We start from the raw sequence: 25,517 nt of genomic DNA on the forward strand, positions 1-25,517 counted from the left end.
GGTAATCCAAGCAACGTGCGACTATCCTCCATCAAATTGTCGGGGTTTAAGTCTTTCGTCGATCCCACCAATTTCCAGGTGCCTGGGCAACTGGTCGGCGTGGTCGGCCCGAACGGATGCGGCAAGTCGAACATCATCGACGCCGTACGCTGGGTGCTGGGCGAATCGAAAGCGTCGGAGCTGCGCGGCGAGTCGATGCAGGACGTGATTTTCAACGGCTCGACCCACCGCAAGCCCTCGGGCCGCGCCTCGGTCGAACTCGTGTTCGACAACAGCGATGGCAAGGCTTCCGGCCAGTGGGGGCAGTACGCCGAAATCGCAGTGAAACGTACGCTCACGCGCGACGGCACCTCGACCTACTACATCAACAGCCAGCCGGTGCGCCGGCGCGACATCCAGGACATCTTCCTCGGCACCGGCCTCGGCCCGCGCGCCTACGCGATTATCGGCCAGGGCATGATCGCACGCATCATCGAATCGCGCCCGGAAGAGCTGCGCGTGTTCTTGGAGGAGGCGGCGGGCGTCTCGAAGTACAAGGAGCGCCGCAGGGAAACCGAGAATCGTTTGTCCGACACCCGCGAAAATTTGCTGCGCGTCGAAGACATCCTGCGCGAACTGAACGCCAACCTGGACAAGCTCGAGGCCCAGGCGGCCGTGGCCAACCGCTTCCACCAGTTGCAGGCCGACCAGGAAGAAAAGCAGAAGCTGCTCTGGCTGATGCGCAAGAACGAGGCCCAGGCCGAGCAGACCCGCTACTTCCGCGAGATGGAAGAAGCGCAGAACAGCCTGGAAGAACAGACGGCCAAGCTGCGCAACGTCGAGCTGGAACTCGAACACCTGCGCCAGCACCACTTCGCGGTGGGCGACCGCCTGCACACGGCCCAGGGCGCCCTCTACCAGACCAATTCGGAGATCGGCAGCCTGGAAGCGCAGATCAAGTTCGTGATCGAGTCGCGCACCCGCCTGCAGAACCAGCTCGGCACGCTCGCCGCCCAGCGGGATCAGTGGCTGGCGCAGGCCGCCGAATACGAGGAGCAGATCGAGGAGGCCACCTTCAAGGTCGAGGAACTGGCCGCGCGCGCGGAAGGCGCCCAGATCGCGGTCGAAGCGCAGAACGAACGCCTGCCGGAACTCGACGCCGCCTGGCGCGAGGCCCAGCGCCGCGGCGACGAGGCGCGCGCGCGCATCGGCGAAGTGCGCCAGCGCATCGAGCTGGCCGCCGCCCACGGCCGTAACGCCGGCAACATCCTGAACGGCCTGGCCACGCGCCGCGAACGCCTGCAGGCGGAGAAAAAGGACTTGGCGCCGCCGGACAGCGCCCACCTCGCCAACCTGCGCCTGCAGCTCGAGGAAAAGCAGGAAGCGCTGGAAGAACAGACCCTGCTGCAGGAAGAAGCGGCGGCCGGCCAGGATGCCGCCGAGACCGAGCGCCGCGAAGCCCAGGCCGCGGCGCAATCGGAGGCGGCCAAGAACGCCCAGCTGGAAGCGCGCCTGTCCGCGCTGAAGCAGATGCAGGAGCGCGTGCAAACCCAGGGCAAGGTCGCGCCCTGGCTGAAAAAACACGAACTCGACACCCTGCCGCGCCTGTGGCAGAAGGTACAGGTCGAGGAGGGCTGGGAGACCGCGCTGGAAGCGGTGCTGCGCGAACGCGCCGGCGCGCTGGAGCTGTCGAACATCGAGTGGGCCAAGGCCTTTGCCGGCGATGCGCCGCCGGCACGCCTGGCCCTGTATGCCCCGGCCCCGAGCGCGCCGCCGGCGCCGGACTTCGTCGGCCTGAAGTCCTTCGCCACGCTCCTGAAGCTGAACGACCCGGGCGTGCGCGGCGTCCTGAACGACTGGCTGCACCTGGTGTTCGTGGCCGAGACGGCGACGGAAGCCTTTGCCGAACGCGCGCGCCTGCCCCAGGGCGGCTCTTTCGTGACGCGCCAGGGCCACGTGATCACCGCATCGAGCGTGCGCTTCTACGCGGCCGACGCCGAGCAGGACGGCATGCTGCAGCGCCAGCACGACATCGACCACACGAGCACGCAGCTGCGCGCCCAGGCCTTGCTGCTTGATGATGCGCGCACCCGCGCCGTGCGCGCCGATGCGGCTGTTTCCGAACTGACGCGCCGCCTGCAGGATGCGCGCGCCCGCATCGCCACCCTGCAGCGCGAAACCCATGCGCTGCAGATCGAGGTCGTGCGCCAGAACGAGGTCGAGTCGCGCTTCAACCAGAGAAGCAGCCAGATCGACGTCGACCTCGCCGAGATCGCCGCCCAGGAAGAAGAGCAGCGCATGGTTCAGCAAGAGGCTGAACAGCAGTTCGAGCAGCTCGACATGGAGCTGGCCGAACTGCAGGGCAGCTTCGAGGATGGCCAGACCCTGTTCCTGCAGCGGGAGAGCGCGCTGGCCGAGGCGCGCGACAAGTTGCGCGAGCTGGAACGCGGCGCCCAGGAAGCGCTGTTCGCCGAGAAGACGGCGCGCGCCCGCATCGAGGAACTGCGGCGCAGCATCGCCACCGCGACCCAGCAGGCGGCCCAGGTGGCCCAAGCGCTCGCCTCTGGCCAGAGCGAACTGTCGGCGCTGGAAAGCGGGACCGCCCACGAAGGCTTGCAGGAACTGCTGGAGCGCCGCACCAACCAGGAAAAAGCCCTGTCCGACGCCCGCCATGAACTCGACCAGGTGGCGCAGCAGCTGCGCCATGCCGAGGAAGGGCGCATGGGCACCGAGCGTTCGCTGCAGCCGCAGCGTGACCGCATCACGGAAATGCAGCTCAAGGAGCAGGCCGCGCGCCTGAACCAGGAGCAGTTCGCGGAAGCCCTGGCCGCCACCGGCGCGGACGAGGCGGCGCTCGCGCACAAGCTCGACCCCGAACTGAAACCCCAGTACCTGCAGGGCGAGGTGACGCGCCTGACGAATGCGATCGCATCGCTCGGCGCGGTCAACCTGGCGGCGGTCGAGGAGCTGGCCACGGCCACCGAAAGGAAGCGCTTCCTCGATTCGCAGAACGCCGACCTGAACGAGGCGATCGCCACGCTGGAAGACGCGATCCGCCGCATCGACAAGGAAACGCGCGACCTGCTGCAGGACACCTTCGACCGGGTCAACCTGCAGTTTTCCGAGCTGTTCCCGATCCTGTTCGGGGGCGGCAACGCGAAACTCGTGATGACGGGCGACGAAATCCTCGACTCCGGTGTGCAGGTGATGGCGCAGCCGCCGGGCAAGAAGAACGCGACCATCCACCTGCTCTCGGGCGGGGAGAAGGCGCTGACCGCTACGGCGCTGGTGTTTTCGATGTTCCGCCTGAACCCGGCGCCGTTCTGCCTGCTGGACGAGGTCGACGCGCCCCTGGACGACGCCAATACCGAGCGCTTCTGCCGCATGGTCAAGCGCATGTCCGAACATACCCAATTCCTTTTCATTTCGCACAATAAGATTGCGATGGAAATGGCCAATCAACTGATCGGTGTGACGATGCAGGAGCAGGGCGTATCGCGCATCGTGGCGGTGGACATGGAGTCCGCCGCCCATTTCGCACAAGAGGCACAAGCAGCATGACAGACTTCCAGATGAGCCTGATCGCGGCAGGCGGCGTATTCGTCGTCGGCGTCATCACCTACAACAAGTGGCAGGAGCACAAGGCGCGCAAAAGCGTCGAGCGCGCCTTCGCCTCGGACCATGACGACGTCCTGATGCGCTCGGACGGCACGACTATCGAACGCAGCGAACCGGTGCTCGACATCGGCGGCGCGCCCGGCATGGAAACGACGGAGCCGAGCTTCGGCGCCCCTGCTGCCGGTGCCGCTGGTGGTGGCGGAGATGCTGCCGACGGTGCGGCGCCAGCCGCGCCGCTGCCGGGCATGATGCCCTCGGCGCCGCCGGCCGAAGTGGCCGAGAACCTGGTCGACCCGCTGATCGACTGCATGGTGCCTTTGGCGCTGGAAGGCGCTGCGCGCGGCGACAAGATCCTGCCGGCCCTGGCCAAGCTGCGCCGCGTGGGCAGCAAGCCGATCCACTACATCGGCCTGGCCGTGAACGGCGACTGGGAGCCGATCGTGCACGGCGGCGTCTACACGAAACTCCAGGCCGGCGTGCAGATGGCCACCCGCACCACGGCCCTCAACGAGATCGAGTACTCGGAACTGGTGACGCGCCTGCGCGCCGTGGCCGACGAGATCGGCGCCGAGCCGGAAGTGCCGGACATGATGGAAGTGATGAGCGAAGCGCGCACCCTGCACAAGTTCGTCGCCGGCCACGACGCCCAGCTCGGCGTCAATCTCAAATCGAACAGCGCGCCATGGGCGATCTCGACCCTGATCGGCGCGCTCGAAAACGCCGGCTTCGACGTGGGGCCAAGCGGCCGCTTCGCCATGCCCGACGGCGCCGGCGGCGTGCTGTTCACGCTCTCGACCAACGTCACCCTCGGCGCCGACACCACCGACCGCCTGACCCTGTTGCTGGACGTGCCTTGCGTGGCGCCTTCCCGCGACGGTTTCGCCGCCATGGTCCGCTGCGCCAAGGAACTCGCGCTGCGCCTGGACGCCACCGTGGTCGACGACTACGAACAGCCGCTGCTCGACGCGACGCTCGACGAGATCGCCGGCCAGGTCAAGGAGTTCTACGCCGAGATGGAAGCGGCAGACATCCCGGCCGGTTCGACCCGCGCGCTGCGCCTGTTCAGCTGAGGCCTGCATGAGCGAAGCACAGGACTATCTCGCACGCATGGCGGCGCTGGTCGAGGAACTCAACCGCCACATCTACAACTATCACGTGCTCGACGCGCCGACCATCCCCGACGCCGAGTACGACCGCATGTTCCGCGAGCTGCAGGAGCTCGAGAGCATGTACCCGGAAGCGGTCTCGCCGGACACGCCGACCTCGCGCGTGGGCGCCGCGCCCATCCCCGAGTTCAAACAGGTGACCCACGCGGTGCCGATGCTCTCGCTGAACAACGGCTTTCAGGACGAGGACGTCGACAATTTCGACCGCCGCGTGCGCGAGGGACTGGACCTGCACCCCAACGCGAGCGAGGTCGCCTACGCGGCCGAGCTGAAGTTCGACGGCCTGGCGATGAGCCTGCGCTACGAGAACGGCGTCCTCAAACAGGCCGCCACCCGCGGCGACGGCTACACCGGCGAAGACGTGACGGCCAACATCCGCACCGTGCGCGTGATTCCGCTGCGCCTGCATGGCCCTGACATTCCCGAGGTGCTGGAAGTGCGCGGCGAAGTCCTGATGTTCAAGGACGATTTCGCGAAACTCAATGCGCGCCAGCGCGAAGCCGGCCAGAAGGAATTCGCCAATCCACGCAACGCCGCCGCCGGCAGCCTGCGCCAGCTCGACGCGCGCATCACGGCCCAGCGCAAGCTGCGTTTCTTCGCCTACGGCATCGGCCAGCTGGAAGGCGCGGCCATGCCCGAGTCGCATTCGCAGGTGCTCGACTGGTTCGACCGCCTCGGCCTGCCGGTCTCGAAAGAGCGCGCCGTCGTCGCCGGCCGCGAAGGCCTGCTGGGCTACTACCGCAATATCGGTGAAAAACGCGGCTCCCTCCCGTATGAGATTGACGGTGTCGTCTACAAGGTCGACCGCCTGGCCGACCAGCGCCAGCTGGGCTTCGTGTCGCGCGCGCCGCGTTTCGCGCTGGCTCACAAGTTCCCGGCCGAGGAAGCGCTGACGACGGTGTCCGCGATCGACGTCCAGGTCGGACGCACCGGCGCGATCACCCCGGTGGCGCGCCTGGTGCCGGTCTCGGTCGGCGGCGTTACCGTCACCAATGCGACCCTGCACAACGAAGACGAAGTGCGGAGAAAAGACGTGCGCGTCGGCGATACGGTGATCGTGCGCCGCGCGGGCGACGTGATTCCCGAAGTGCTGGCCGTGGTGCTGGAGCGCCGCCCGGCGCCGGAACCCGCCGTCTACGAACTGCCGAAGACCTGCCCGGTCTGCGGCTCGCACGTCGTGCGCGAAGAAGGCGAGGCGGTGGCGCGCTGCTCCGGCGGCCTGTCCTGCGCGGCCCAGCGCAAGGAAGCGATCCGCCACTTCGCGGGCCGCCGCATGATGGACATCGAAGGCCTGGGCGACCGCTACATCGACAGCCTGGTCGAGTGCAACCTGATCCACGGCGTGGCCGACCTGTACCGGCTGACGCTGGACGACCTGCTGACCATGAAGCGCCTGGCCGACGAGCGCGACGGGACCACTCCGGACACCGTCAAGGGCGGGAAAGTGGCCACCAAATGGGCCGACAACCTCCTGAACGCGATCGCCGCCAGCAAGCAGCCGCCGCTCGAACGCCTGCTGTTCGCGCTCGGCATCCGCCATGTCGGCGAATCGACCGCCAAGACCCTGGCCGACTGGCTCGGTTCCCTGGCCCTGGTGCGGCGCGCCCCGGCGGCCCTGCTGCGCGTGCTGCCGGACATCGGCGGCACCGTGGCCGAATCGATCGCCGACTTCTTCGCCGAGCCGAAGAACCAGGCCGCGCTCGACGCGCTGCTGGAAACCGGTGTGGCGCCGGCCGGCGAACATGCGCCGAAAGCCGCCCTGCGCGAGCGCCTGGACGAGGTCGCGCTGCTGGCCGCGCTGGGCATCCCCAGGCTGACCGAGCCGCGCGCGCGCCAGCTGCTGGCCGGCCGTACACTCGAAGACCTAGCGCACCTGCGCGTGTTCAGCGTGTTCGGACTGCCGCAGAACGTGGTCGAGGCGCTGGAGGGCTGGATGGCGGAGCCGGGCAAGCGCGAGACGCTCGCCGGCCTGTCGGACCTGCGCCGTGAACTGCTCGAGCAGCTGCCCGAAGAAGCGCTTGATGCGGCCCAGGGCGGCCTGGCGGGGCAAACGTTTGTGCTGACCGGGACCTTGCCGACCATGTCGCGCGACGAAGCGGGCGCCCTGATCGAGGCGGCCGGCGGTAAAGTGTCCGGTTCGGTGTCGAAGAAGACCTCCTACGTGGTGGCCGGCGCCGAGGCCGGCAGCAAGCTGGCGAAGGCCGAGTCGCTCGGGGTGACCGTGCTCGACGAGGCGGGGCTGCTGGCGCTGCTCGCGAGCGCGCAGGCTGGCGCCAACTGATACGGAGGACTACACGATGACCAAGATTTGCAAAGCCGTCTTCCCGGTGGCGGGCCTGGGCAGCCGCTTCCTGCCGGCCACCAAGGCCCAGCCGAAGGAAATGCTGCCGATCGTCGACAAACCGCTGATCCAGTACGCGGTCGAGGAAGCGGTGGCCGCGGGGATCACCGAGATGATCTTCATCACCGGCCGCAACAAGCGCGCCATCGAAGACCATTTCGACAAGGCCTATGAGCTCGAGGCCGAGCTCGAAGCCCACAACAAGCAGGCGCTGCTCGACCTGGTGCGCCAGGTGATCCCGAAGAACGTCACCTGCATCTACATCCGCCAGTCGGCCCCGCTGGGCCTGGGCCACGCGGTGCTGTGTGCGCGCCCGGTGGTCGGCACCGATCCTTTCGCCGTGCTGCTGGCCGACGATTTCATGGACACCGAAGCCGGCACCCGCCCGGTGCTGGCCCAGATGACCGAAGTCTACGGCTACGAAAAATGCAGCGTGCTGGCGGTGCAGGACGTGCCGCGCGCGCAGACGCGCCAGTACGGCATCGTTTCGGCCAGTCCCTACCGGCCGAACCTGGAGCTGGTCTCTGGCATCGTCGAAAAACCGCAGCCGGAAGACGCGCCTTCGACCCTGGCCGTGGTCGGCCGCTACGTGCTGAGCGGCGCAATCTTCGACCACCTGGAAAACCTGGGCAAGGGCGCCGGCGGCGAGATCCAGCTGACCGACGGCATCGCCTCCCTGATGCGCGCCGAGCGCGTGCTGGCGCACCGCTATGCGGGACGGCGTTACGATTGCGGCTCCAAGCTCGGCTACCTGGAAGCGACCGCCGCGATGGGCCTGAAGCACCCGGAAACCGCCGAGGGCTTCCGCGCCTTCCTGGCGCAGCTGGCGCAGCAAACGAAGAAGGAAAACGACCATGGCGGTACGTGAGATATTGCGGATGGGCGACCCGCGCCTCCTGCGCGTGGCTGAACCCGTGCGCGAGTTCGGCACGCCCGAACTCGACGCGCTGGTGGCCGACATGTTCGACACCATGCACGCCGCCAACGGCGCCGGCCTGGCCGCGCCCCAGATCGGCGTCAACCTGCAGCTGGTGATCTTCGGCTTCCAGCACAACGCGCGCTATCCGGACGCGCCCCAGGTGCCGGAAACGGTGCTGCTCAACCCCGTCCTCACCCCGCTGTCCGACGAGATGGAAGAGGGCTTCGAGGGCTGCCTGTCGGTGCCCGGCCTGCGCGGCAGCGTGCCGCGCCATACCCGCCTGCGCTACGAGGGCGTGGACCAGCACGGCAACCCTATCCGGCGCGAGGTGGACGGCTTCCATGCGCGCGTGGTGCAGCACGAGGTGGACCACCTGCTGGGCATCCTGTATCCGATGCGGATCCGGGATTTTTCGCGCTTCGGGTTTACCGAAGTGATGTTCCCCGGGCTCGATCCGAACGCGGACGATGACGCGCCCGAGACACCAGGCCGCCCGCAGGCAGCGGAAGCTGCCGGCACGAAGGTCGGCGCCCTGGCGTCGGGCAGCGCAACATCGAAGCTGGACGTGCGCGTCAGCGGCGACATCCTGCTCGTCGAGCAGCTGGGCGTGATGGATGAAGCAACGCTGCGCCTGTGCCAGGAGCGGGTCCTGGAGTTGGCGCACGAGACGGGCTTGCGCCGCGTGCTGTACGACGCGCGCACAATGATCGCCCCGGGCGCGGACATCGCGCTGATGCAGCAAAAGCTCGACGACCAGCTCGGGGCGATCAAGCTGCGGCGCGCGATCCTCGTGCCCGGAACAAAGATCGCCTACCTGGCGCGCATTGCCTTCTCCGAAGGCGACGATCGTGTGTTCTATGACGACATCGAGGCGGCCCTGGCCTGGCTGAGGGCGGCGCCGTAACGTAGGGTGGGCTCTTGAGCCCACGCGGTGCGGAGTTTGCGTACCGGAAGCGTCCGTTTAAGACCGGGCGTTTGAAGATCGCGGGGCTGTTGCCTGAGCCGTTCGTGGCGCCTCCGGTCCGCGTGGGCACAAGTGCCCACCCTACGGGGAGGCGCTAGGGGCGCTGCGCGATCGCAGACCCCAGCGCCTGTCCTCAACCTTCCTTCGGATACGGACTCGGCCCGCCCTCCGCAATGAAGCGGTCGATCCGCGCCGCCAGCACCGGCAACGGCACCGACCCCAGCTGCAGCACGGTGTCGTGGAAGTTCCTGATATCGAACTTCGATCCCAGCGCCTTCTCCGCCTTCGCGCGCGCTTTCATGATCGCCATCTGCCCCAGGTAATAGGACAGCGCCTGGCCTGGCCAGGAGATGTAGCGGTCGACTTCCGTTTCCACTTCGTGGCTCGACAGGGCCGTGTTCCCGGCCAGGTAGGCTTGCGCCTGCTCGCGGGTCCAGCCCTTGGCGTGGATGCCGGTGTCGACCACCAGGCGCGAGGCGCGCCAGGCCTGGTAGCTCAGCATGCCGAAGACCTCGTAAGGCGTCTCGTAGATGTCCATCTCGACGCCGAGGCGCTCGGTGTACAGGGCCCAGCCTTCGCCGAAGGCCGAGATGTACGCCCTGCGGAACGGCGGCACGCCTTTCTGCTCGAGCGCGACCGGCATCTGGAAGGCGTGGCCAGGGGCCGACTCGTGCAGGGTCAGGGCCGGCAGGCTGTAGAGGGCGCGCGCGGGCAGGTTGTAGGTGTTGACGAGATAGACGCCAGGGCCGCCGCGGCCGGCCGTGTAGTAGGGCGCCTGGTCGTCGGGGACCGGCTTGATGGCGAAGCGCTGGCGCGGCAGGTAGCCGAAGTACTGGCCGGCCTTGGCGTCGAATTTCTTGGACGTCCAGGCAGCACGCATCAGCAGCTCTTCCGGGGTCTTGGCGTAGAAGCGCGGATCGGTGCGCAGGAACTGCAAGAATGCCGGCAGGTTGCCCTTGAAGCCCGTCTGCGCAATGATGGCCGCCATCTCGGCGCGGATCTTCGCCATCTCGGCCAGGCCGATGCGGTGGATCTCGTCGGCGCTCATGTCCGTCGTCGTGTATTCGACGATCTTCGACTGGTAGTAGGCTTTGCCGTCGGGCAGGCTCTCGGCCGCCAGCGCCTCGCGCGCGCCCGGCATGTACTGCTCGCGCATGAAGGCCAGGACCTTCGCATAGGCCGGCTGTACCTGCTCGCGGATGGCCGCCACGGCCTGGGCGCGCAGCGCGGCCTGCTCGGCGGCCGGGATCGTCGCCGGCATGGTCTTGAAGGGCGTGAAGAAGACGGTGTCCTCGGGCTTGGCGCCGGCCACCGAGGCGAGGGCGGCGTCGCGGCCCTTGAGCGTCACCTTCGGCGGCGTGAAGCCGCGCGCGAGGCCGGCGCGCATGTTGGCGAGCTGCTCGTCGAAATAGCGCGGCATGCTGGCCAGCTGCTTCAGGTAGTTGCGGTAGTCGTCGGGCTGGGCGAAGGGCTGGCGCGCGCCGTAGGTGACGTCGGTCCAGAAGGCGCTGTCGGCGTTGACCGGGGCTTCGTATTCGCGGAAGCGCAGTTCCTCGACGAAGGCAGCGATCTGGGCGCGGTAGACCTGGTAGTTGATGCGCTCGGGCGCGGACAGGGCAGAGGCTTGGATGGCGTCGAGCTGGCGCAGCACGCCCTGCCAGTGGGCCAGACGCGCGACCTGGGTGGCGCCGTCGACGCGCGGCAGCTCTGGGCGGACCCGGCCGCGCGCGCCTTCGTCGCTGGCCAGGCGCTGCCCAATGCGCCACTTCCATTCGGCCTGGTGGATGGCGGCGAAGCGGCGGTCGGCCGCCATGGCCTGTGCCGGCGCGCGGCTCGCAGCCGTCGCATTCGCTGCCGCAGGAGGGGGCGCCGCGTGGGCGGTCAGCGCCAGGAGGCCGGCCGCGCACAGGGTGGCGCGCAGCAGGTCGCGGGATTTCTGTTTCATCATGTCTTCCACTTTCGTTCACACGCAGAAATTTGCTGCTTGGCATTATGTCGCAGCCTTGGCACGTGCGGCAGAAAGTTTTTGGCGCTGTTCACGTTGAGTGTGGAATCTTCCGGAACGGCTGAGGTCTATCTCATCCATACCAATGCCGGAGACTGCCATGCAGACACGCAAGTTCGAGCATTTTCTTGCCCAACTGAAAACGCTCACGCGGCGCCAGCGCGAGCTGCAGGCGTTTCGTGGCGTGGCCAGCCGCTACCTGAGCAATTACCTGGGCTGGCGCTGGGCGATCGATGGCGGGCGCATCGGCACACCCGAGGGGCTGTTGCGCGCAGCGCTTGGCGCCGGGCGTAGCGCCGTTCCCCACACTTAACGCGAACAGCCCCAAGTTTTTTTCTTACAGCAGAGCCCGCGTAGGAATTTGGCGCGTCCGCATGTTAAATAATAAAAATTGCCGACTTTACCCTTATAATCGCTTTTCAGCCCGCTGGAAGGCCGGCCGAACACCATAACAAACGACAGCTGAACAGCAAGCATGGACCACAGAGAAGGCCAGCGGCCACGGTCGACAGACATTGCCGACACGATGAACCGGCCCCGCGAGCCGGGAGCCTCCGGCATCCATGCTTCCGGAACAGCGGCACTGGTGCAGCCCTGGCTGCACCTGAGCGAACAGCTCACGCCCCTGATCGGCGAAAGCGGCTTTTGCGCGCTCTTCGGGCGCGCGCTGCGCCTGTCGGCAGTGCGCTTCGAGCGCCTGTCCACCTGCGACAGCGCAAGGCCGCTGGCCGATTTGATGACGTCCCTGACCAGAACCCTGAACGAGATCGGACCCGAGCATGCGGGCGCCGCCAATGGCGCCTTGCTCGAGACTTTCACCACGCTGCTGGGCAACTTGATCGGCGAAGCATTAACGAAACAGCTGTTACACGTCGCACAGCCAGCCGCGGACGGGCAGAAGCATGGACAGGAGCAGAAGTAAATGACCGACAAAGTATCATTGGGCCTCCTGAAAACCGGGGTGCCGGGACTCGACATCCTCCTGGGCGGAGGTCTTCCCGAGTTCTCGTTCAACCTGATTGCCGGCCCCCCGGGCAGCGGCAAGACCACGCTGGCCCACCAGATCATGTTTGCCCTGGCGACGCCCGAGCGGCGCGCGCTGTTCTTCACCGTGCTGGGCGAACCGCCGCTGAAGATGCTGCGCTACCAGCAGCAGTTCTCGTTCTTCGACCTCACCAAGGTCGGCTCCGCGATCCGCTACGTGAACCTGGGCGAAAGCCTGCGCACGGGCGACTTCAGCGGCGTACTCGACCGCATCATGGCCGAGGTCGAGGCATTCTCGCCTTCGCTCGTGTTCGTCGACTCCTTCCGTTCCGTGGTGCAGACGGCCAAGCCCGGCAACCAGGGCGTGGCGGACCTGCAGTATTTCGTGCAGGAGCTGGGCACGCGCATGACGAGCTGGCAGGCGACGACCTTCCTGATCGGCGAATACATGAATGCCGATCCGGAAGCCAATCCCATCGTGACCGTGGCCGACGGCATGCTGTCGCTGACCCAGGTGCATGAGCACAGCACCGTGGTGCGCAAGATGCGCGTCGTGAAGATGCGCGGCCGCGCCCACCTGGCCGGCTCGCACAACTTCCGCATCACCGACGACGGCCTGCGCGCCTATCCGCGCATCCTCCCGGAGCTCGCCGACGACCGCCTGCCAGGGGGGACGATCGACCGCGAGCCGCGCCGCGTCTCGACCGGCGTGCCCGGTCTCGACGCCCTCATGCACGGCGGCCTGCCGCAAGGGCACACGATGCTGGTGGTGGGGCCGACCGGTTCGGGCAAGACCATTACCGCGACGCGCTTCCTGCAGGAGGGCGCGCGCCAGGGCGAGAAGGGCGTCGCCGTCTACTTCGAGAAAGGCACGCCGCGCCTGCGCAATGCCGAGCTGGCCGAGCTGGTGCAAAGCGGCGCCGTCACGGTGGTCGAGAGCCGCCTGCTCGACCTGACCGTCGACGAGCTGATCGACGAGCTGATGCACACGCTGGAACGCACCGGCGCCACCCGCCTGGTGATCGATTCGCTGTCCGAATTCGGGCTCTACATGGCGCCCGAATTCCATGCCGACCTGCGCCTGGCGGTGTTCCGCCTGCTGTCGACTGTCGCGAAGCATGGCGTGACGGCCATCGTGACGATCGGGCAGGACGACATGTTCAACGAATTGCGCTTCAGCCAGGCCAATATTTCCTACCTGACCGATGCGGTCGTGGCCCTGCGCTACGCCGAGGTCGACGGCAGGCTGCACAAGTTCATGTCCGTGATCAAGGTGCGCGGCAGCGCGCACAGTACCGACCTGCGCGAGTACCGGATCACCGACCAGGGCCTGGAGGTGGACGAGCTTCCCACCGAAGTTGCAGGCGTCCTCGGCGGTGGTGCGGCATCGGGTTTCGCACCGAAATGAGGAGATTGGGGAATGTTTCAGGAAGAAGAGTCCGGCTCGATGCAGCGTTCCCTTGATTCGGCCGGGCCCCAGCCCGACGCCTACACAGGCGCGCTGCTGCGCCACATCGGCGGCCTCGAGAGCGAGGTCGCGCGCCTGCGCGCGGCCCTGCGCGACAAGGAAGAACTCGAGCGCAGCGTGGCCCGCCTGCGCGAAGCCAACGAACACCTGGTGGTGGCCGCCATCAACGAGCAGAGCCTGCGCGACGAGGCCGAGGCCACCAACCGCCGCCAGAACGAGTTCCTCGCCATGCTGGCGCACGAACTGCGCAATCCGCTGGTGCCGATCAGCATGTCGTCGATGCTGCTGGAACGCTCGGCCAACGCCTCGCCCCAGGTACTGAATTTTTCGAAGGTCATCCGGCGCCAGGTCGACCACATGGCCAGCCTGCTCGACGACCTGCTCGACGCCGCCCGCATCAGCAGCGGCAAGATCACCATCAGCCGCGAAGCGCTGGCACTGGCCGAAGTCATCGACCAGGCCGTCGAGACGGTCATGCCGCGCGTGCGCGAGCGCAACCAGCACCTCGAGGTGCAGCTGCCGCCGGAGCCGCTGGGCACCTGCGGCGACCGAGTGCGCCTGGCCCAGGTGTTCACCAACCTGCTCGGGAATGCCTCGAAGTACACCGGCGACGGCGGCACCATCACCCTGCACGTCACCGGGCTGGCCGACGAGGTGGTCGCCACCGTGGCCGACAACGGCACCGGCATCGCGCCCGAGGTGCTGCCGCATATCTTCGACCTGTTCACCCAGGGGCCGCGCTCGCTGGCGCGCTCGGAGGGCGGCCTGGGCGTGGGCCTGAACGTGGTGCGCAACCTGGTGGCGATGCACGGCGGGACCATCCACGCCGAGAGCCCGGGCGTGGGCCAGGGCAGCCGCTTCATCCTGCGCCTGCCCGCCTGCGAGCTGCCCCAGGGCGAGGCGCCCGCGCAGCACAGCGCGGCCCTGGCGCCTTGCCGGGTGCTCATCATCGAAGACAATCCGGACGCCGCCGACACCCTGAAGGCCTTCCTCGACATGGAAGGGCACGACACGAGCGTCGTCCACGACGGGCAGGAAGGGCTGGCGCGGCTGCTCTCGGAACGCTTCGACGTCGTCGTCTGCGACGTCGGCCTGCCCGGCATGGACGGGCTGGAAGTGGTGAGCCGCCTGCGCGCAGAGCAGGACGGTGCTGCGCCGGTGGCGATCGGGCTGTCGGGCTACGGCCAGGCCGAGGACCGCGCCCGGGCGCAGGCTGCCGGGTTCGACCACTACCTCGTGAAACCGGTCAGCCCGGATGCCTTATTGGCGCTGGTGGCCCCGCGATCGTAGGGTGGAGTAATCGAGGCCGGGGGCCTCGATTACGAGTCCACGCGTTTACTGCGCTTGCGGGACGCGAACATTTCTATCGATTGGGACGCTAAATTTCTAGGCTCCGCTCAGCTTCGTTAATGAATAAATGATGTAACGCGTGGAGTCGGGACTCCACCCTACATCCTCGCCAGCCACGCGTCCCGCGTCATCGCATGCACGGCAAGCGGCTTCCCATACCACTCCTCCACCCCGCGATAGCGCATCCCCAGCCGCTCCATCACCTTCGCCGAATCCGCGTTGTCCGGATGCCGCACCGCGCACAGGAGGGGCGCCTCCAGCGTCTCGAAGGCCCAGCCGGCCATCGCCCGCGCTGCTTCCGATGCCAGCCCCTGTCCCCAGCGCCCGGGCACCAGACGCCAGCCGATTTCGTGCGGGTTGGCCGGATCGCGCCCCAGGTACTGGATGCAGCCGGCGCCGACCAGTTCTTCGTTCTCGCGGTCGATGAAGGCCCACCACGAAAAGCCATAGCTGGCCCAGCGCTCCTTGACGAGCGCGATCATGGCGCGCGTCTGCTCCGGCGTCTCGGGCTCGCCGCTGATGAAACGCATCACGTCAGGCTGGCGGTTCATCGCCTGCAGGCCGTCGAAGTGGTGGTCGTCGATCGGCTCGAGCCGCAGCCGGGCGGTGCTCAGGATCGTCATCGGCATGCTCCATGAAAAAGGGCCGGCGAACCGGCCCTTGTGGTGGCGACCAGGCTTACTGGTGCGCGTTGTGGGTAGCGGTGAGCTTGCGCATCATCGGCAGCACGGCCAGCGCGACCAGGGTGCAGATCACGGCGGCGATGCCCAGCTTGTTGAACAGGCTGGTGTAGATCGGCAGGGTCTGCAGCGGATCGGTCATGCCTTGCGGGACGCTGGCCAGGTTGGCCACGACACCGCCCAGGTATTGCGAGATGCCGGTCGCCACAAAATAGGCGCCCATCATGAAGCCGCCCATGCGGGCCGGTACGTAGCGCGCCACCATGGCGAGACCGAGGCCGCTCACCAGCAGTTCGCCCAGCGAGTACAGGCCGTAGCCGATGATCATGATCCACGACGAGGTCAGGCCGTTGACGGCGAACTGGCCGGCGAAGCCATAGGTGAAGAAGCCGGCGGCGACCACCGTGAAGCCGAGCGCGAACTTGCCGGCAATCGACAGGTCCGAGCCGGTGCGGCCGGCACGGGTGTACCACCAGGCCAGGACCGGGGACAGCACCATGATCCAGATCGCGTTCAGGGCCTGGAACTGGGCCGGCGACCAGGTCCACAGGTGGGCGCCGAGCACCGTGAATTCGAGGTCGACGTTACGCAGCGCGAACAGCGCCAGCGAGGTCGACATCTGCTGGTAGAAAATGAAGAAGAACACGGTCTGCAGGGTCAGCACCAGGGCCGCGATCAGGCCGGCGCGCTCGCTCGGCTCGCTCTTCCTGATCAGGTGCACGAAAATCCCGAGCACGACGACGCCGGCCAGGTAGACGAAGACGCGCGCCAGGCTCTGGTATTGCAGGATGACGGCCGACAGGGCCACCGCGAGCACGCCGCCGCCCAGCACCATGGCCAGCTTGCCCATGTCGAGCGGGCGCGCGTCGGGGCTCGATCCGATGTGGCGGATGGTCGCGCGCATCATGAACAGGGTCAGCAGGCCGATCATCAGGCCGACGCTGCACACCGCGTAGGCCACGTGCCAGCCCAGCTCATTGCCGTAGGTGGCGTTGACATGGTCCTTGATCCAGGGCGTGGCCAGCATCGAGAAGGTCGAGCCGACGTTCACCGCCATGTAGTACATGGTGAAGGCGCTGTCGATTTTCGAATCGTCGCCTTCGTAGATCTTGCGCACCAGGTTGGCGGTGTTCGGCTTGAACAGGCCATTGCCGACCACGATCACGCCGAGGGCGGAGAACAGGAACCAGGTATTGGTGCTCGGTACCGCCATCAGCGCGTAGCCGAGGGCCAGAATCATGGCGCCCAGCGCCATGCAGCGGCGGGTGCCGAGCACCTTGTCGCCGATCCAGCCGCCGATGGCCGGCGAGACGTAGATCAGGGCCGCGGCGGCGCCCCAGACCAGGTTGGCGCGGCTGTCCTCGAAGCCCATGCGCTGCACCATGAAGTACACGATCAGCGCCTGCATGCCGTAATAGCCGAAGCGCTCCCACAATTCGATCATCCAGACGGTCACGAACGAGCGTGTCTGGCTGTACGGCAGGATTTCCGTTTTCAATTTGTCTCCCTTGTTAATAATCGCGCGCCGGCTCGTGACCAGCGGCAAGCCGGCACATGCTACGCCACGCCAACAGAACATGCAATCACGAAAGGACGTGTCAATACGCCCCGTTTCGCTGGAATGTGCGTGCCCGTACCGGTAGCCTGATCCGCCTCCCTGGACTGTCGCGAGGACCCGGGAACAGGAGTGCGCGATGACGAAAACGGTGGCGGTCGCCAACGTGCCGCTCTAGCGCTGGCTCAACGACTTGTTGACTCGTCAATACGTCCGCGCTAGTATTTCGATAAACATCTAATTAGAGAAGCATCAAACATGGAAAGCACCAACAGCGCCTTCAAGGCCCTGTCCGATCCGACCCGGCGCGAGATCCTGCGCCTGCTGCGCCAGGGCGAGATGACGGCCGGCGAGCTGGCGGAGGCGTTTGCGATGAGCAAGCCGACCATGTCGCACCATTTCGCCGTGCTCAAGGCGGCCGATCTCGTCAGCAGCCGGCGCGAAGGTCAGACCATCTGGTACGGCCTGAATACCTCCGTGCTGCAGGACCTCGTGGCATGGGCCATCGACCTCACCCAGGGACCCGGAAAGGAAACGTGACTTGAATCGATCCACCTATCTCGTCTGCGGCGCGCTGGTGCTCGCCTCGCTCGGCCTCACCGCAGTGCTGTACCAGGGGCTGCCGCCGACCATCCCGATTCACTGGGATGCCGCCGGCAATGTCGACGGCCATGGGCCCCGCTGGATGGCCTGGCTGCTCGGTCCCGGCCTGATGGCGGGCATGCTTGCCCTGTTCGCGGCGCTGCCCTGGCTCTCGCCCAGGGGGACGAACGTGACGGCCTTCCGGGGCAGCTACGGCCACATTGCGGTGGTGGTGGTCGGGATCACCGGTTACGCGAACGCCCTGGTGCTGCTGACCGCCGGCGGCATGGCGATCGATGTGCCGCGAGCGGTGCTCGGAGGCGTGGCGCTCGCGCTGGCGCTCATCGGCAACCTGATGGGCAAGGTGCGCAAGAACTTCTGGATCGGCATCCGCACGCCCTGGACGCTGGCCAGCGACAAGGTCTGGTACCTGACCCACCGGCTGGCCGGCAAGACGATCGTCGGCGCGTCGGCGCTGGCCCTGGTGCTGCTGCTGTTGCCGATCGGCGCGCCGCTGGAACTGGTCACGGCCGTGCTGATTGCGGGACCGCTGGTGCCGGCCCTGTATTCGCTGGCCTGCTACAAGCGCCTGGAGGCTGCCGGTGAGTGAGCCGATCCTTGACACCCGGCCCCAGCTGCGCGTAGCGCTGCTGCTGGCGCTGTGCGGCGCGCTGGCCACCCTGGCCGTGCTGCCCTACCTGTTCGCGATGCAGCCGGCGCTGGCGTCGCGCATCCCGGTGCCGCTGCCGGTCTTCGCGCTCGCGCAGTTCGTGCAGGGCGGCGCCTTGCTCATTCTGCTGTCCTGGATCGGCCTGCGCTGCGGGAGCGCCGCCGGCCTCGATGCGCCGGTCTTCCGGGCCCTGGCCTGCCGCACCGCGATGCCCGCCTTCAGGGCGCGCACCTGGCTGCTCGCCTGCGCCGCCGGCCTGCTGGCGGGTGCGCTGATCAGGGTGCTCGACCTGGGATTCCAGGATTACCTGCCGCCTTCGGCCGTGCCGGCGCCCGAGGCGATCGCTTCCTGGAAGCGGGCGCTCGCGACTCTGTATGGGGCGGTCTCGGAAGAACTGATCTGCCGCTTGTTCCTGATGACGCTGGTGGTCTGGGCGGCCCTGAAGCTGTCCGGGCGCCGGGGTGCGCCGGGTATCGGCATCATCCTGCTCGGCGTGCTCGCCGCCGCGCTGCTGTTCGGCCTGTTGCACCTGCCGGCGACGGCCCAGGTCTGGCCCCTGACCCCGGTGGTGGTCTCGCGCGCCTTGCTGCTCAACGCCATCGGCGGCATCGTTTTCGGCATCCTGTACTGGCGTTACGGACTCGAACATGCGATGGCTGCGCACCTGTTTGCGGACATTGCGATGCACGTGCTGCCTGCGCCGGGCTGAGCCGGACAGTACCTCCGTATCAACGTTTCAAAACGCGTGGAGTCCCGACTCCACGCGTTCGCCGTCCTTAGAACACCCGGCTCCACGTCACGGCCAGGGTACGCCCGCGGCCCGCATACGTATTACCTGCATCCGTCGCCGCCGCCGATTGCGAGTAATAGCCGACATACTGCTTGTCGAACAGGTTCTCGATGCTCACGCCCACGCGGCCGTACGCGGTGTCCATGCTCGATGCCAGGTCGACCAGGGTGTACCCTTGGAAGTGCTCCTCGAGCTTGGTGGCGCCCACGTCGCGCCCGATGTTGATGTCGCGGTCGAACAGGTGGGTGGCCTGCAGGCGCAACTGGGTGCCGGCGAGCGGGCGCCAGTCGGTGCCGAGGACGGCCTTGTTCGGGCCCTGCGCACGCGCGCCGAGCGCGAGGTCGAGCGGGGCGCCCTGGGTGGCGGCCGTCTTGCCGTCCGTGCGCGCGTAGTTGCCGAACACCGACCAGTCCTTCGCCGGACGCCAGTCGCCGCTCACTTCCCAGCCCTTGACGACGGTCGGCAGGCGCTCGACCCGGCCGATGCCCGCCGTGACGCGCAGCACGCTGCCGAGCTTGGAGCGGGAGTCGTAGCGCGACAGGCCGAGCTGGCCGCGCTGGCCGCGCCAGTTGATGCCGATTTCGTTGTTGCGGGTGACGATGGGCTGCAGGCTGATCAGGCTCGCGACCGACTGGTTCGGGACGTTCACGCCGCGCAGCACCAGGCCGGCGTCGGGCAGGCCGAAGCCTTCCGAGCTGCCGGCAAACACCGACCATTCGGGGGCGAGGCGCCAGACGGCGCCGATGTTCTTGACCGCCTTCGAGAACTCGGTCGAGCCGCCCTGGACCAGCTGTCCGCCGTTGTAGGCGGCCAGGGTGGTGTAGGTATCGACCTCGAGCTTGGCGTTCTCGTGGCGCACGCCGCCGCGCACCGTCACCGGGCCGAATTCGTATTCGAGCTGGGCGAAGGGCGCTTGCGACTCGAACTTCAGTTCCGGCACCCAGGTACGGTTGGTGGTCGCGAGGCGCTGCAGCGTGTGGTCGCGCAGCAGGTCGAGGCCGACGGTCACCTCGAGGCCGGGCACCAGGGTGTCCGGGCGCACGTAGGTAATGCGCGAGCCGAGCTTGTCGGCGACGATGTGCGACTGGTCCCAGAGCGTGCCGGGCGAAATGCGCTTGTCCTGGAAGGTGGCGACGCTGGTCGAGCCGTACAGGGCTTCGAAGTCCTGCTTGAAGAACTGGGCGGTGAAGGCGCCGCCGGCCAGGTCGGCATGGCGGTAATCGAGGCTGGCGCTGGTCACCTTGTTCTCCGGCGGCAGGCCTTCCGGCGTGCCGGGTACGGAGCTGGTCGGCACCCCTTCGACCACGACGCCCGGCGCGTTCCGGTAGTCGCCGTTGCCTTCCATATTGAAGCGGTTCAGGGTCAGCTGGATGCGCTGGTGTTGCCCTTCGCCGAAGTTCTTGCCCAGCTTGACGAACAGGTCGTGGCCGCGGGTGTCGAGGGTGTCGCCCTGGACGTTGTCGATGCCCAGGCGGCGCCCGCGGCCGTCGTAGCTCATGCCGCGGCGCTGCACGCTGGCGTAGCCGAGCATGTCGAAGCTGTCGTTCTTGTGGGTGACCGAGACGCCGGTCTTCCAGTCGAGGTTATCGGACCGGAACTGGGTCGAGGCGCGCGCGTTGACGCCGACCTGGGTGCCGTTCGCCTTGGGCGACTTGGTGATGTAGTTGATGATGCCGCCGGTCGCGCCCATGCCCTGGACGGCCGAAGCGCCGCTGATGACTTCGATGCGCTCGATGATGGCGCTGTCGGCAAAATAGCCTTCGCGCATGCCGGCGCGCAGCGGGTTCGACTGCGGAATGCCGTCGAGCAGGATCAGCGGCTGGCGCCCGCGCAGCGATTCGCCGGTCGAACTCATCTTCTGGCGGCTGGGCGCGTAGCCGGGCACGAAGGTGGCCAGCGCGGCCGACGGATCGTCGGCGATCTGGTACTGGGTCGAGAGGTCCTTCTGGCCGATCACCGTCACCGCGCCCGGGATCTTGTCGACCGCCTTGGCACCGCGGGTGGCGGTGACGACCACCGACGCGACGTTATCGGCTTCGGCTTCGGTGGTCGATTCGGCTTGTTGTGCGAATGCGGGCAGGGCCATCAGGGAGCAGGCGAGGGCGACGGCAAGGGGCAGCGGCTTCAGGTTTGTCATTATTGTTCCAGTGATTTTCGTCCAGGGATGCAGCGATTTGCTAGTTTGCAATGTACAATCGCAAATGATAACGATTAACATTCGCAAATACAAGTTGTTGCGAACGATTCTCATCTGGTCACTTGCTCCATGAAACCACTTTTACGCACCGTCCACCTCTGGACCGGCCTGGTCTTCGGCACCATCCTCGTCCTGCAAGGCCTCACCGGCGCTGCCTTGAGCTGGGTGCACGAACTCGACGCGCTGCTTAATCCCGGCCTGCTGCACGTGGCGCCGCCGCCCGCCATGCGCGCCGGCGAACCGCTGCGCGTGCAAGCCGCCGATGCCCAGGCCGTGCACGACCTGCTTGCCAGCGACCGGCGCTACGGCAAGCCCTCGATGCTGATGCTGCCCGAACGGGCTGGCGACGTGTACGTGGCCTGGTACCGGCCGGGCAAACCGTCGTCCGGCTGGGAACAGGCGGTAACGCGCCAGGTGATGGTCGATCCGGCCACACTGGCCGTGTTGGGCGAGCGCAACTGGGGCGAGGCGGGGCTGTCGCGCCCGCTGCTGATGCCGACCCTGTTCCACTTCCACCGCTACCTGCTGGCAGGCGAGACGGGCAAGGTGGTGATCGCGGTGCAGGGCGTGGCCCTGGTCCTGATGACGCTCACGGGCATCGTGATCTGGTGGCCGCGCATGACGCGGTCGGCGATCGCGAACGCGCTCTCGGTGCGCTTCGGCGGCAACTGGCCGCGCTTCAGCTTCCAGCTGCACCGGTCAAGCGGCGCCCTGTGCGCGCCGGTGCTGCTCTTCCTCGGCTTCTCGGGCGTGCACTTCAACATACCCACCTGGACCACGCCGCTGGTCGGGACGGTGGCACCCGTCACGCCGAATGTGAAACCCGTCAACCTGAGCGAGGCCGGCCTGGCGCCGCTGTCGCTGGCCGGGGCCATGGCGGCAGCCCAGGCGCGCTTCCCCGAGGCCAGGATCGGCCGCGTGAATTTCCCGGCCGGCGCGAACCAGCCCTGGGAAGTACGGGTGCGCCAGCCGGGCGAGCTGCGCCAGGGACCGGGCGCCACCCGCATCAGCATCGACGCGCGCGACGGCCGCATCCTGCGCGTGGCCGACCCGCTGCGCGGTCCGGGCGGCGACCGCTTCCTCGCGGCGCTGTTCCCGCTGCACAGCGGCGAGGCCTTCGGGGTGGCCGGCAAGGTCTTCATCAGCTTCATGGGCATCACGCCGCTGGCCTTCTTCGTCACCGGGATCGTGGTGTGGCTGAAGTTCCGGCGCAAACCGAAAAAGAAGCCCAAGGCGTCGAAGCCGGCGGTGAAGCGCGAGGGCGCGCCGGCCTGACCGGAGGGGGTAGGGTGGACGGGTTTCCCGTCCACGCGTACGACGCACGTGTGCTATTCGAAACCATGGATTTTCATAGAATGGTTGAACGCGTGGACGGCGGAGCCGTCCACCCTACGAAGCTCAGGCGGCCGCGACCGCCGTCACGCCCTGCGCCAGCAGCGCCATGCACGCATCGGCCGGCAGCGGCCTGCTGATGTAGTAGCCCTGGATCTCGTCGCAGCCGTAGGCTTCGAGCGCGCGCAGGTGGCCGGCCGTTTCGACGCCCTCGGCGACCACCTTCAGGTTCAGGCTGTGCGCCAGGCTGATCACGGCCTTGGTGATGGCCGCGTCCTCGCTGTCGGCCGGCAGGTCGCGGACAAACGTGCGGTCGATCTTGAGGGCGTCGAGCGGGAAGCGCTTGAGGTAGGCCAGGCTCGAGTAGCCGGTGCCGAAATCGTCGACGGACAGGCGCATGCCCTGCGCCTTCAGGCTGCGCAGGATCGTCACCGCCGCTTCCGGGTCCGCCATCAGCATCGATTCGGTCAGTTCGAATTCCAGCAGGCCGGGGTCGACGCCGGCGCCCTGCACGATCGCACGCACCGTCTCGGCAAACCCCGCCTGGCCCAGCTGGCGCGCCGACAGGTTGATCGCCACCGGCGGCACGGCGAGCTCGCCGCCTGCCTCGGCCGACCAGGCGCGCAGCTGGCGGCAGACTTCGCCGATGACCCATTCGCCGACCGCCAGGATCATCCCCGTCTCCTCCAGGATCGAGATGAATTCCGCCGGCGCCACCAGGCCGCGCTGGGGATGGCGCCAGCGCAGCAGCGCCTCGAAGCCCGTCACGGCCCGGCAGGTCAGGCGCAGCTTCGGCTGGTAGTGCAGCTCGAATTCGCCGCGCTTGAGCGCGAGGTGCAGCTGGTGCTCGGTCTGCAGGCGCAGCGCGGCGTCGGCGTTCATCGCCGGCACGTAGAACTGGTAGTTGTTGCGGCCGCTGTTCTTGGCGCTGTACATGGCCGTGTCGGCGCTTTTCAGCAGGGCGTCGGCATCCATGCCGTCGTCGGGCCAGGCGGCGATGCCGACGCTGGCCGAGACGAACAGCTGCTGGCCCTGCAGCGTGAAGGGCTGGGCCAGGGCGTCGACGATGCGCCGGGCGACCGGTTCGGCCTCGAGGCGGTAGTCCGGCTGCGCGCCAAGGCAGGGCAGCACCACCGCGAATTCGTCGCCGCCCAGGCGCGCCACCACGTCGTGCGCGCCGACGCAGGCCTGCAGGCGGCGCCCGGCCTCGACCAGCAGCTGGTCGCCGGCGCTGTGGCCGAGCATGTCGTTGACGCTCTTGAAGCGGTCGAGGTCGATGAACATGACGCCGGCGCGGGCGTCGCGGTCCGCGGCGCCGGCGATCGCGTCTTCCAGGCAGCCCGCCAGGCGGCGCCGGTTCGGCAGCCCGGTCAGGGTGTCGAACTGGGCCAGCCAGGTCAGGCGGCTCCTGGCGTCCTCGCGCTCGACGGCGCTGGCCAGGATGTTGGCCAGGCTGTTGAGGAAGGCTTCCTCGTCTTCCTGGAAGGTGCGTTGGGCCGGCGCGTAGACGCCGAGGGCGCCGTAGAGGCGGTCGCTGCAGACGACGAAGGCCTCGATGCCGCTGCCGGCCCGGGTGGCGCCGAGCACGCGCGCGCTCCAGGCGCCGAGGCGGTCGCCCGAGGCCGGGCCGGCGGCATGGGCGAAGGGGACGCCGACGGCGCTGGCCGGGAAGCCGACGGCCGCGTGCGGCGTCGCGCTGCCGGTTGCGAGGTCGAAGCCGAACAGCGCGGCGTAGTACACGCCCAGGCCGTCGCAGGCGAGGCGGGCGGCCATCGCGAACAGCTCTTCCAGCGGGCCGGCTTCCAGGGCCTTGCGCCCGAGGCGGGCGAGCAGGCCCTGGCGCATGGCGTTGCGCACGATGGCGTCCTCGAACTGCTTGCGTTCGCTGATATCGAAATCGATGCAGATGTATTTCTCGACCCCGCCCGCGTGGTCGACGATGGGCACGATGGTGCGGTACCACTGGCACTCGCCGGCGGCGGCCGGCAGCGCCACCTCGCCGCGCCAGACCGTGCTGCTCGGGCTCCAGCCGCCGCCGAGGCGGGCCAGCGTACGGCCGACCAGCTGCTCGCGCGGGTAGCCGGAGCGGCGCACGAACTGCTCGTTGACGGCGGTCACGCGGCCGTCGCGGTCGAGCTCGCAGACGATCGCGGCCTGGTCCAGCGCGCGCTTGTGCTGGACCAGGGAATGCATCAGGGTGTCGATGCGCTGGCCGTACTGGTCGCGCATGCTGGCCGCGCTGCGGTTGACGGCCAGGATCGCCTCGCGGATCTCGAGCGGGGTGTCCCTGCCGACGACGTCGGCGCCGTCCTCGAGCGCGCCCGCCGTGTAGAAGCGCAGGCTGTCGAGCCTGTGCAGCCAGCGCGCCAGCAGCCAGCGCGACAGGGCCAGGGCCAGCACCACCGCGATGGCGGCCAGGCTGGACGTCTGCAGCGCGAGCCCCCACAGCTCGGCGGCCAGCTTGCGCTCGTCGAAGGCCAGGCGCAGCACGCCGTAGTCCTTGCCGCCGGCGGCGACCGGCCGCCTGATGTCTTCGAGCTCGCTGCCGACGCGGCGCACCAGCCATTCCGGCGCGCTCTGGCCGGCTTCCGGCTCGGCGTCGACGCCGATCACGCCGCCATTGAGGTCGGTGAAGGTGGCGCGCTTGAAGGGCGAGCGGATCATCATCTTCGCCAGCGTGCGCTCGACGGTGTCGTAGTCGCCGATCAGGGCGCCGTCGTCGACCGCCTGCGAGGCCACCTCGACCAGGGTGGTCGCATTGTCCTGGGTGTCGGCGACGTGCTGCATGAATTGCAGGCGGTAGAACATGCCCAGGCCGGCGCAGGCGAACACGAGGATGGACAGGCCGAACAGGGCGCTCACCCGGCCGGCAAGCGTACGCGGGATCAGGCGCAGGCGGGGGCAGAGGCTGGGCATG

At 67.8% G+C, this 25,517-nt stretch carries 17 protein-coding genes and 1 pseudogene; 13 read left to right on the plus strand and 5 right to left on the minus strand.

The window, feature by feature from the left end; translation table 11 throughout:
• The first annotated feature begins 15 nt into the window (after positions 1-15).
• The 5 genes and pseudogenes from smc to def all read left to right on the plus strand — a co-directional run.
• Positions 16-3,540: a chromosome segregation protein SMC gene (smc, locus tag ACWCIA_RS07075; protein ID WP_454161886.1), complete on the plus strand. Its 3,525-nt coding sequence runs from the start codon at positions 16-18 to the stop codon at positions 3,538-3,540.
• The gene (locus tag ACWCIA_RS07080) at positions 3,537-4,667 is read left to right on the plus strand and encodes a cell division protein ZipA C-terminal FtsZ-binding domain-containing protein (RefSeq protein ID WP_454161887.1); all 1,131 of its coding nucleotides are present in this window, start codon (positions 3,537-3,539) and stop codon (positions 4,665-4,667) included. The genes smc and ACWCIA_RS07080 overlap by 4 nt, the downstream gene beginning before the upstream one ends.
• Positions 4,668-4,674: 7 nt before the next feature.
• Positions 4,675-7,044, plus strand: a complete 2,370-nt coding sequence (gene ligA, locus ACWCIA_RS07085) for an NAD-dependent DNA ligase LigA (protein WP_454161888.1) — start codon at positions 4,675-4,677, stop codon at positions 7,042-7,044.
• Between the two features lie 16 nt (positions 7,045-7,060).
• Positions 7,061-7,972: a UTP--glucose-1-phosphate uridylyltransferase GalU gene (galU, locus tag ACWCIA_RS07090; RefSeq protein ID WP_454161889.1), complete on the plus strand. Its 912-nt coding sequence runs from the start codon at positions 7,061-7,063 to the stop codon at positions 7,970-7,972.
• A pseudogene (gene def / locus ACWCIA_RS07095) lies at positions 7,959-8,492 on the plus strand (peptide deformylase); the annotation flags it as partial. The gene galU and the pseudogene def, both read left to right, overlap by 14 nt.
• Positions 8,493-9,120: 628 nt before the next feature.
• Here def and ACWCIA_RS07100 read toward each other — a convergent pair.
• On the minus strand, positions 9,121-10,932 hold the full coding sequence (locus tag ACWCIA_RS07100) for a DUF885 domain-containing protein (protein ID WP_454161890.1): 1,812 nt from the start codon (positions 10,930-10,932) through the stop codon (positions 9,121-9,123).
• Positions 10,933-11,092: 160 nt separating this feature from the next.
• Here ACWCIA_RS07100 and ACWCIA_RS07105 point away from each other — a divergent pair, with 160 nt between their 5' ends.
• From ACWCIA_RS07105 to ACWCIA_RS07120, 4 genes are all read left to right on the plus strand, one after another.
• The gene (locus ACWCIA_RS07105) at positions 11,093-11,305 is read left to right on the plus strand and encodes a hypothetical protein (protein ID WP_454162084.1); all 213 of its coding nucleotides are present in this window, start codon (positions 11,093-11,095) and stop codon (positions 11,303-11,305) included.
• 162 nt (positions 11,306-11,467) lie between these two features.
• Entirely contained in the window at positions 11,468-11,914 is a 447-nt protein-coding gene (locus ACWCIA_RS07110; RefSeq protein WP_454161891.1) for a hypothetical protein, read from the plus strand.
• Positions 11,915-13,384 (plus strand): RAD55 family ATPase, encoded by a 1,470-nt coding sequence (locus ACWCIA_RS07115; RefSeq protein ID WP_454161892.1) that lies wholly within the window; start codon positions 11,915-11,917, stop codon positions 13,382-13,384. It begins immediately after the preceding gene.
• 12 nt (positions 13,385-13,396) lie between these two features.
• Positions 13,397-14,734 carry a hybrid sensor histidine kinase/response regulator gene (locus ACWCIA_RS07120; RefSeq protein WP_454161893.1) on the plus strand — a complete coding sequence of 446 codons (1,338 nt, stop codon included), beginning with the start codon at positions 13,397-13,399 and terminating at the stop codon, positions 14,732-14,734.
• 158 nt (positions 14,735-14,892) lie between these two features.
• Here ACWCIA_RS07120 and ACWCIA_RS07125 read toward each other — a convergent pair whose 3' ends face one another.
• Together ACWCIA_RS07125 and ACWCIA_RS07130 are read right to left on the minus strand one after the other, a co-directional pair.
• On the minus strand, positions 14,893-15,417 hold the full coding sequence (locus ACWCIA_RS07125; protein WP_454161894.1) for a GNAT family N-acetyltransferase: 525 nt from the start codon (positions 15,415-15,417) through the stop codon (positions 14,893-14,895).
• Between the two features lie 55 nt (positions 15,418-15,472).
• On the minus strand, positions 15,473-16,972 hold the full coding sequence (locus tag ACWCIA_RS07130) for a peptide MFS transporter (protein WP_454161895.1): 1,500 nt from the start codon (positions 16,970-16,972) through the stop codon (positions 15,473-15,475).
• A 315-nt stretch (positions 16,973-17,287) separates the two neighbouring features.
• On the opposite strand from ACWCIA_RS07130, the gene ACWCIA_RS07135 reads away from it, so the two are divergent.
• From ACWCIA_RS07135 to ACWCIA_RS07145, 3 genes are read left to right on the plus strand one after another with little or no spacing between them, the layout of a single operon-like run.
• Positions 17,288-17,569 (plus strand): autorepressor SdpR family transcription factor, encoded by a 282-nt coding sequence (locus ACWCIA_RS07135; protein ID WP_454161896.1) that lies wholly within the window; start codon positions 17,288-17,290, stop codon positions 17,567-17,569.
• Between the two features lies 1 nt (position 17,570).
• Positions 17,571-18,221 (plus strand): SdpI family protein, encoded by a 651-nt coding sequence (locus tag ACWCIA_RS07140; protein WP_454161897.1) that lies wholly within the window; start codon positions 17,571-17,573, stop codon positions 18,219-18,221.
• Positions 18,214-18,990: a CPBP family glutamic-type intramembrane protease gene (locus ACWCIA_RS07145; protein ID WP_454161898.1), complete on the plus strand. Its 777-nt coding sequence runs from the start codon at positions 18,214-18,216 to the stop codon at positions 18,988-18,990. The genes ACWCIA_RS07140 and ACWCIA_RS07145 overlap by 8 nt, the downstream gene beginning before the upstream one ends.
• Before the next feature lie 67 nt (positions 18,991-19,057).
• Here the strand turns inward: ACWCIA_RS07145 and ACWCIA_RS07150 are convergent, their stop codons facing one another.
• The gene (locus tag ACWCIA_RS07150; RefSeq protein WP_454161899.1) at positions 19,058-21,208 is read right to left on the minus strand and encodes a TonB-dependent receptor; all 2,151 of its coding nucleotides are present in this window, start codon (positions 21,206-21,208) and stop codon (positions 19,058-19,060) included.
• 129 nt (positions 21,209-21,337) lie between these two features.
• On the opposite strand from ACWCIA_RS07150, the gene ACWCIA_RS07155 reads away from it, so the two are divergent.
• On the plus strand, positions 21,338-22,543 hold the full coding sequence (locus tag ACWCIA_RS07155) for a PepSY-associated TM helix domain-containing protein (protein ID WP_454161900.1): 1,206 nt from the start codon (positions 21,338-21,340) through the stop codon (positions 22,541-22,543).
• A 123-nt stretch (positions 22,544-22,666) separates the two neighbouring features.
• Here ACWCIA_RS07155 and ACWCIA_RS07160 read toward each other — a convergent pair whose 3' ends face one another.
• Positions 22,667-25,516, minus strand: a complete 2,850-nt coding sequence (locus tag ACWCIA_RS07160; RefSeq protein WP_454161901.1) for an EAL domain-containing protein — start codon at positions 25,514-25,516, stop codon at positions 22,667-22,669.
• Position 25,517: the final 1 nt, after the last annotated feature.

The sequence above is a fragment of the Massilia sp. SYSU DXS3249 genome (assembly GCF_053668055.1).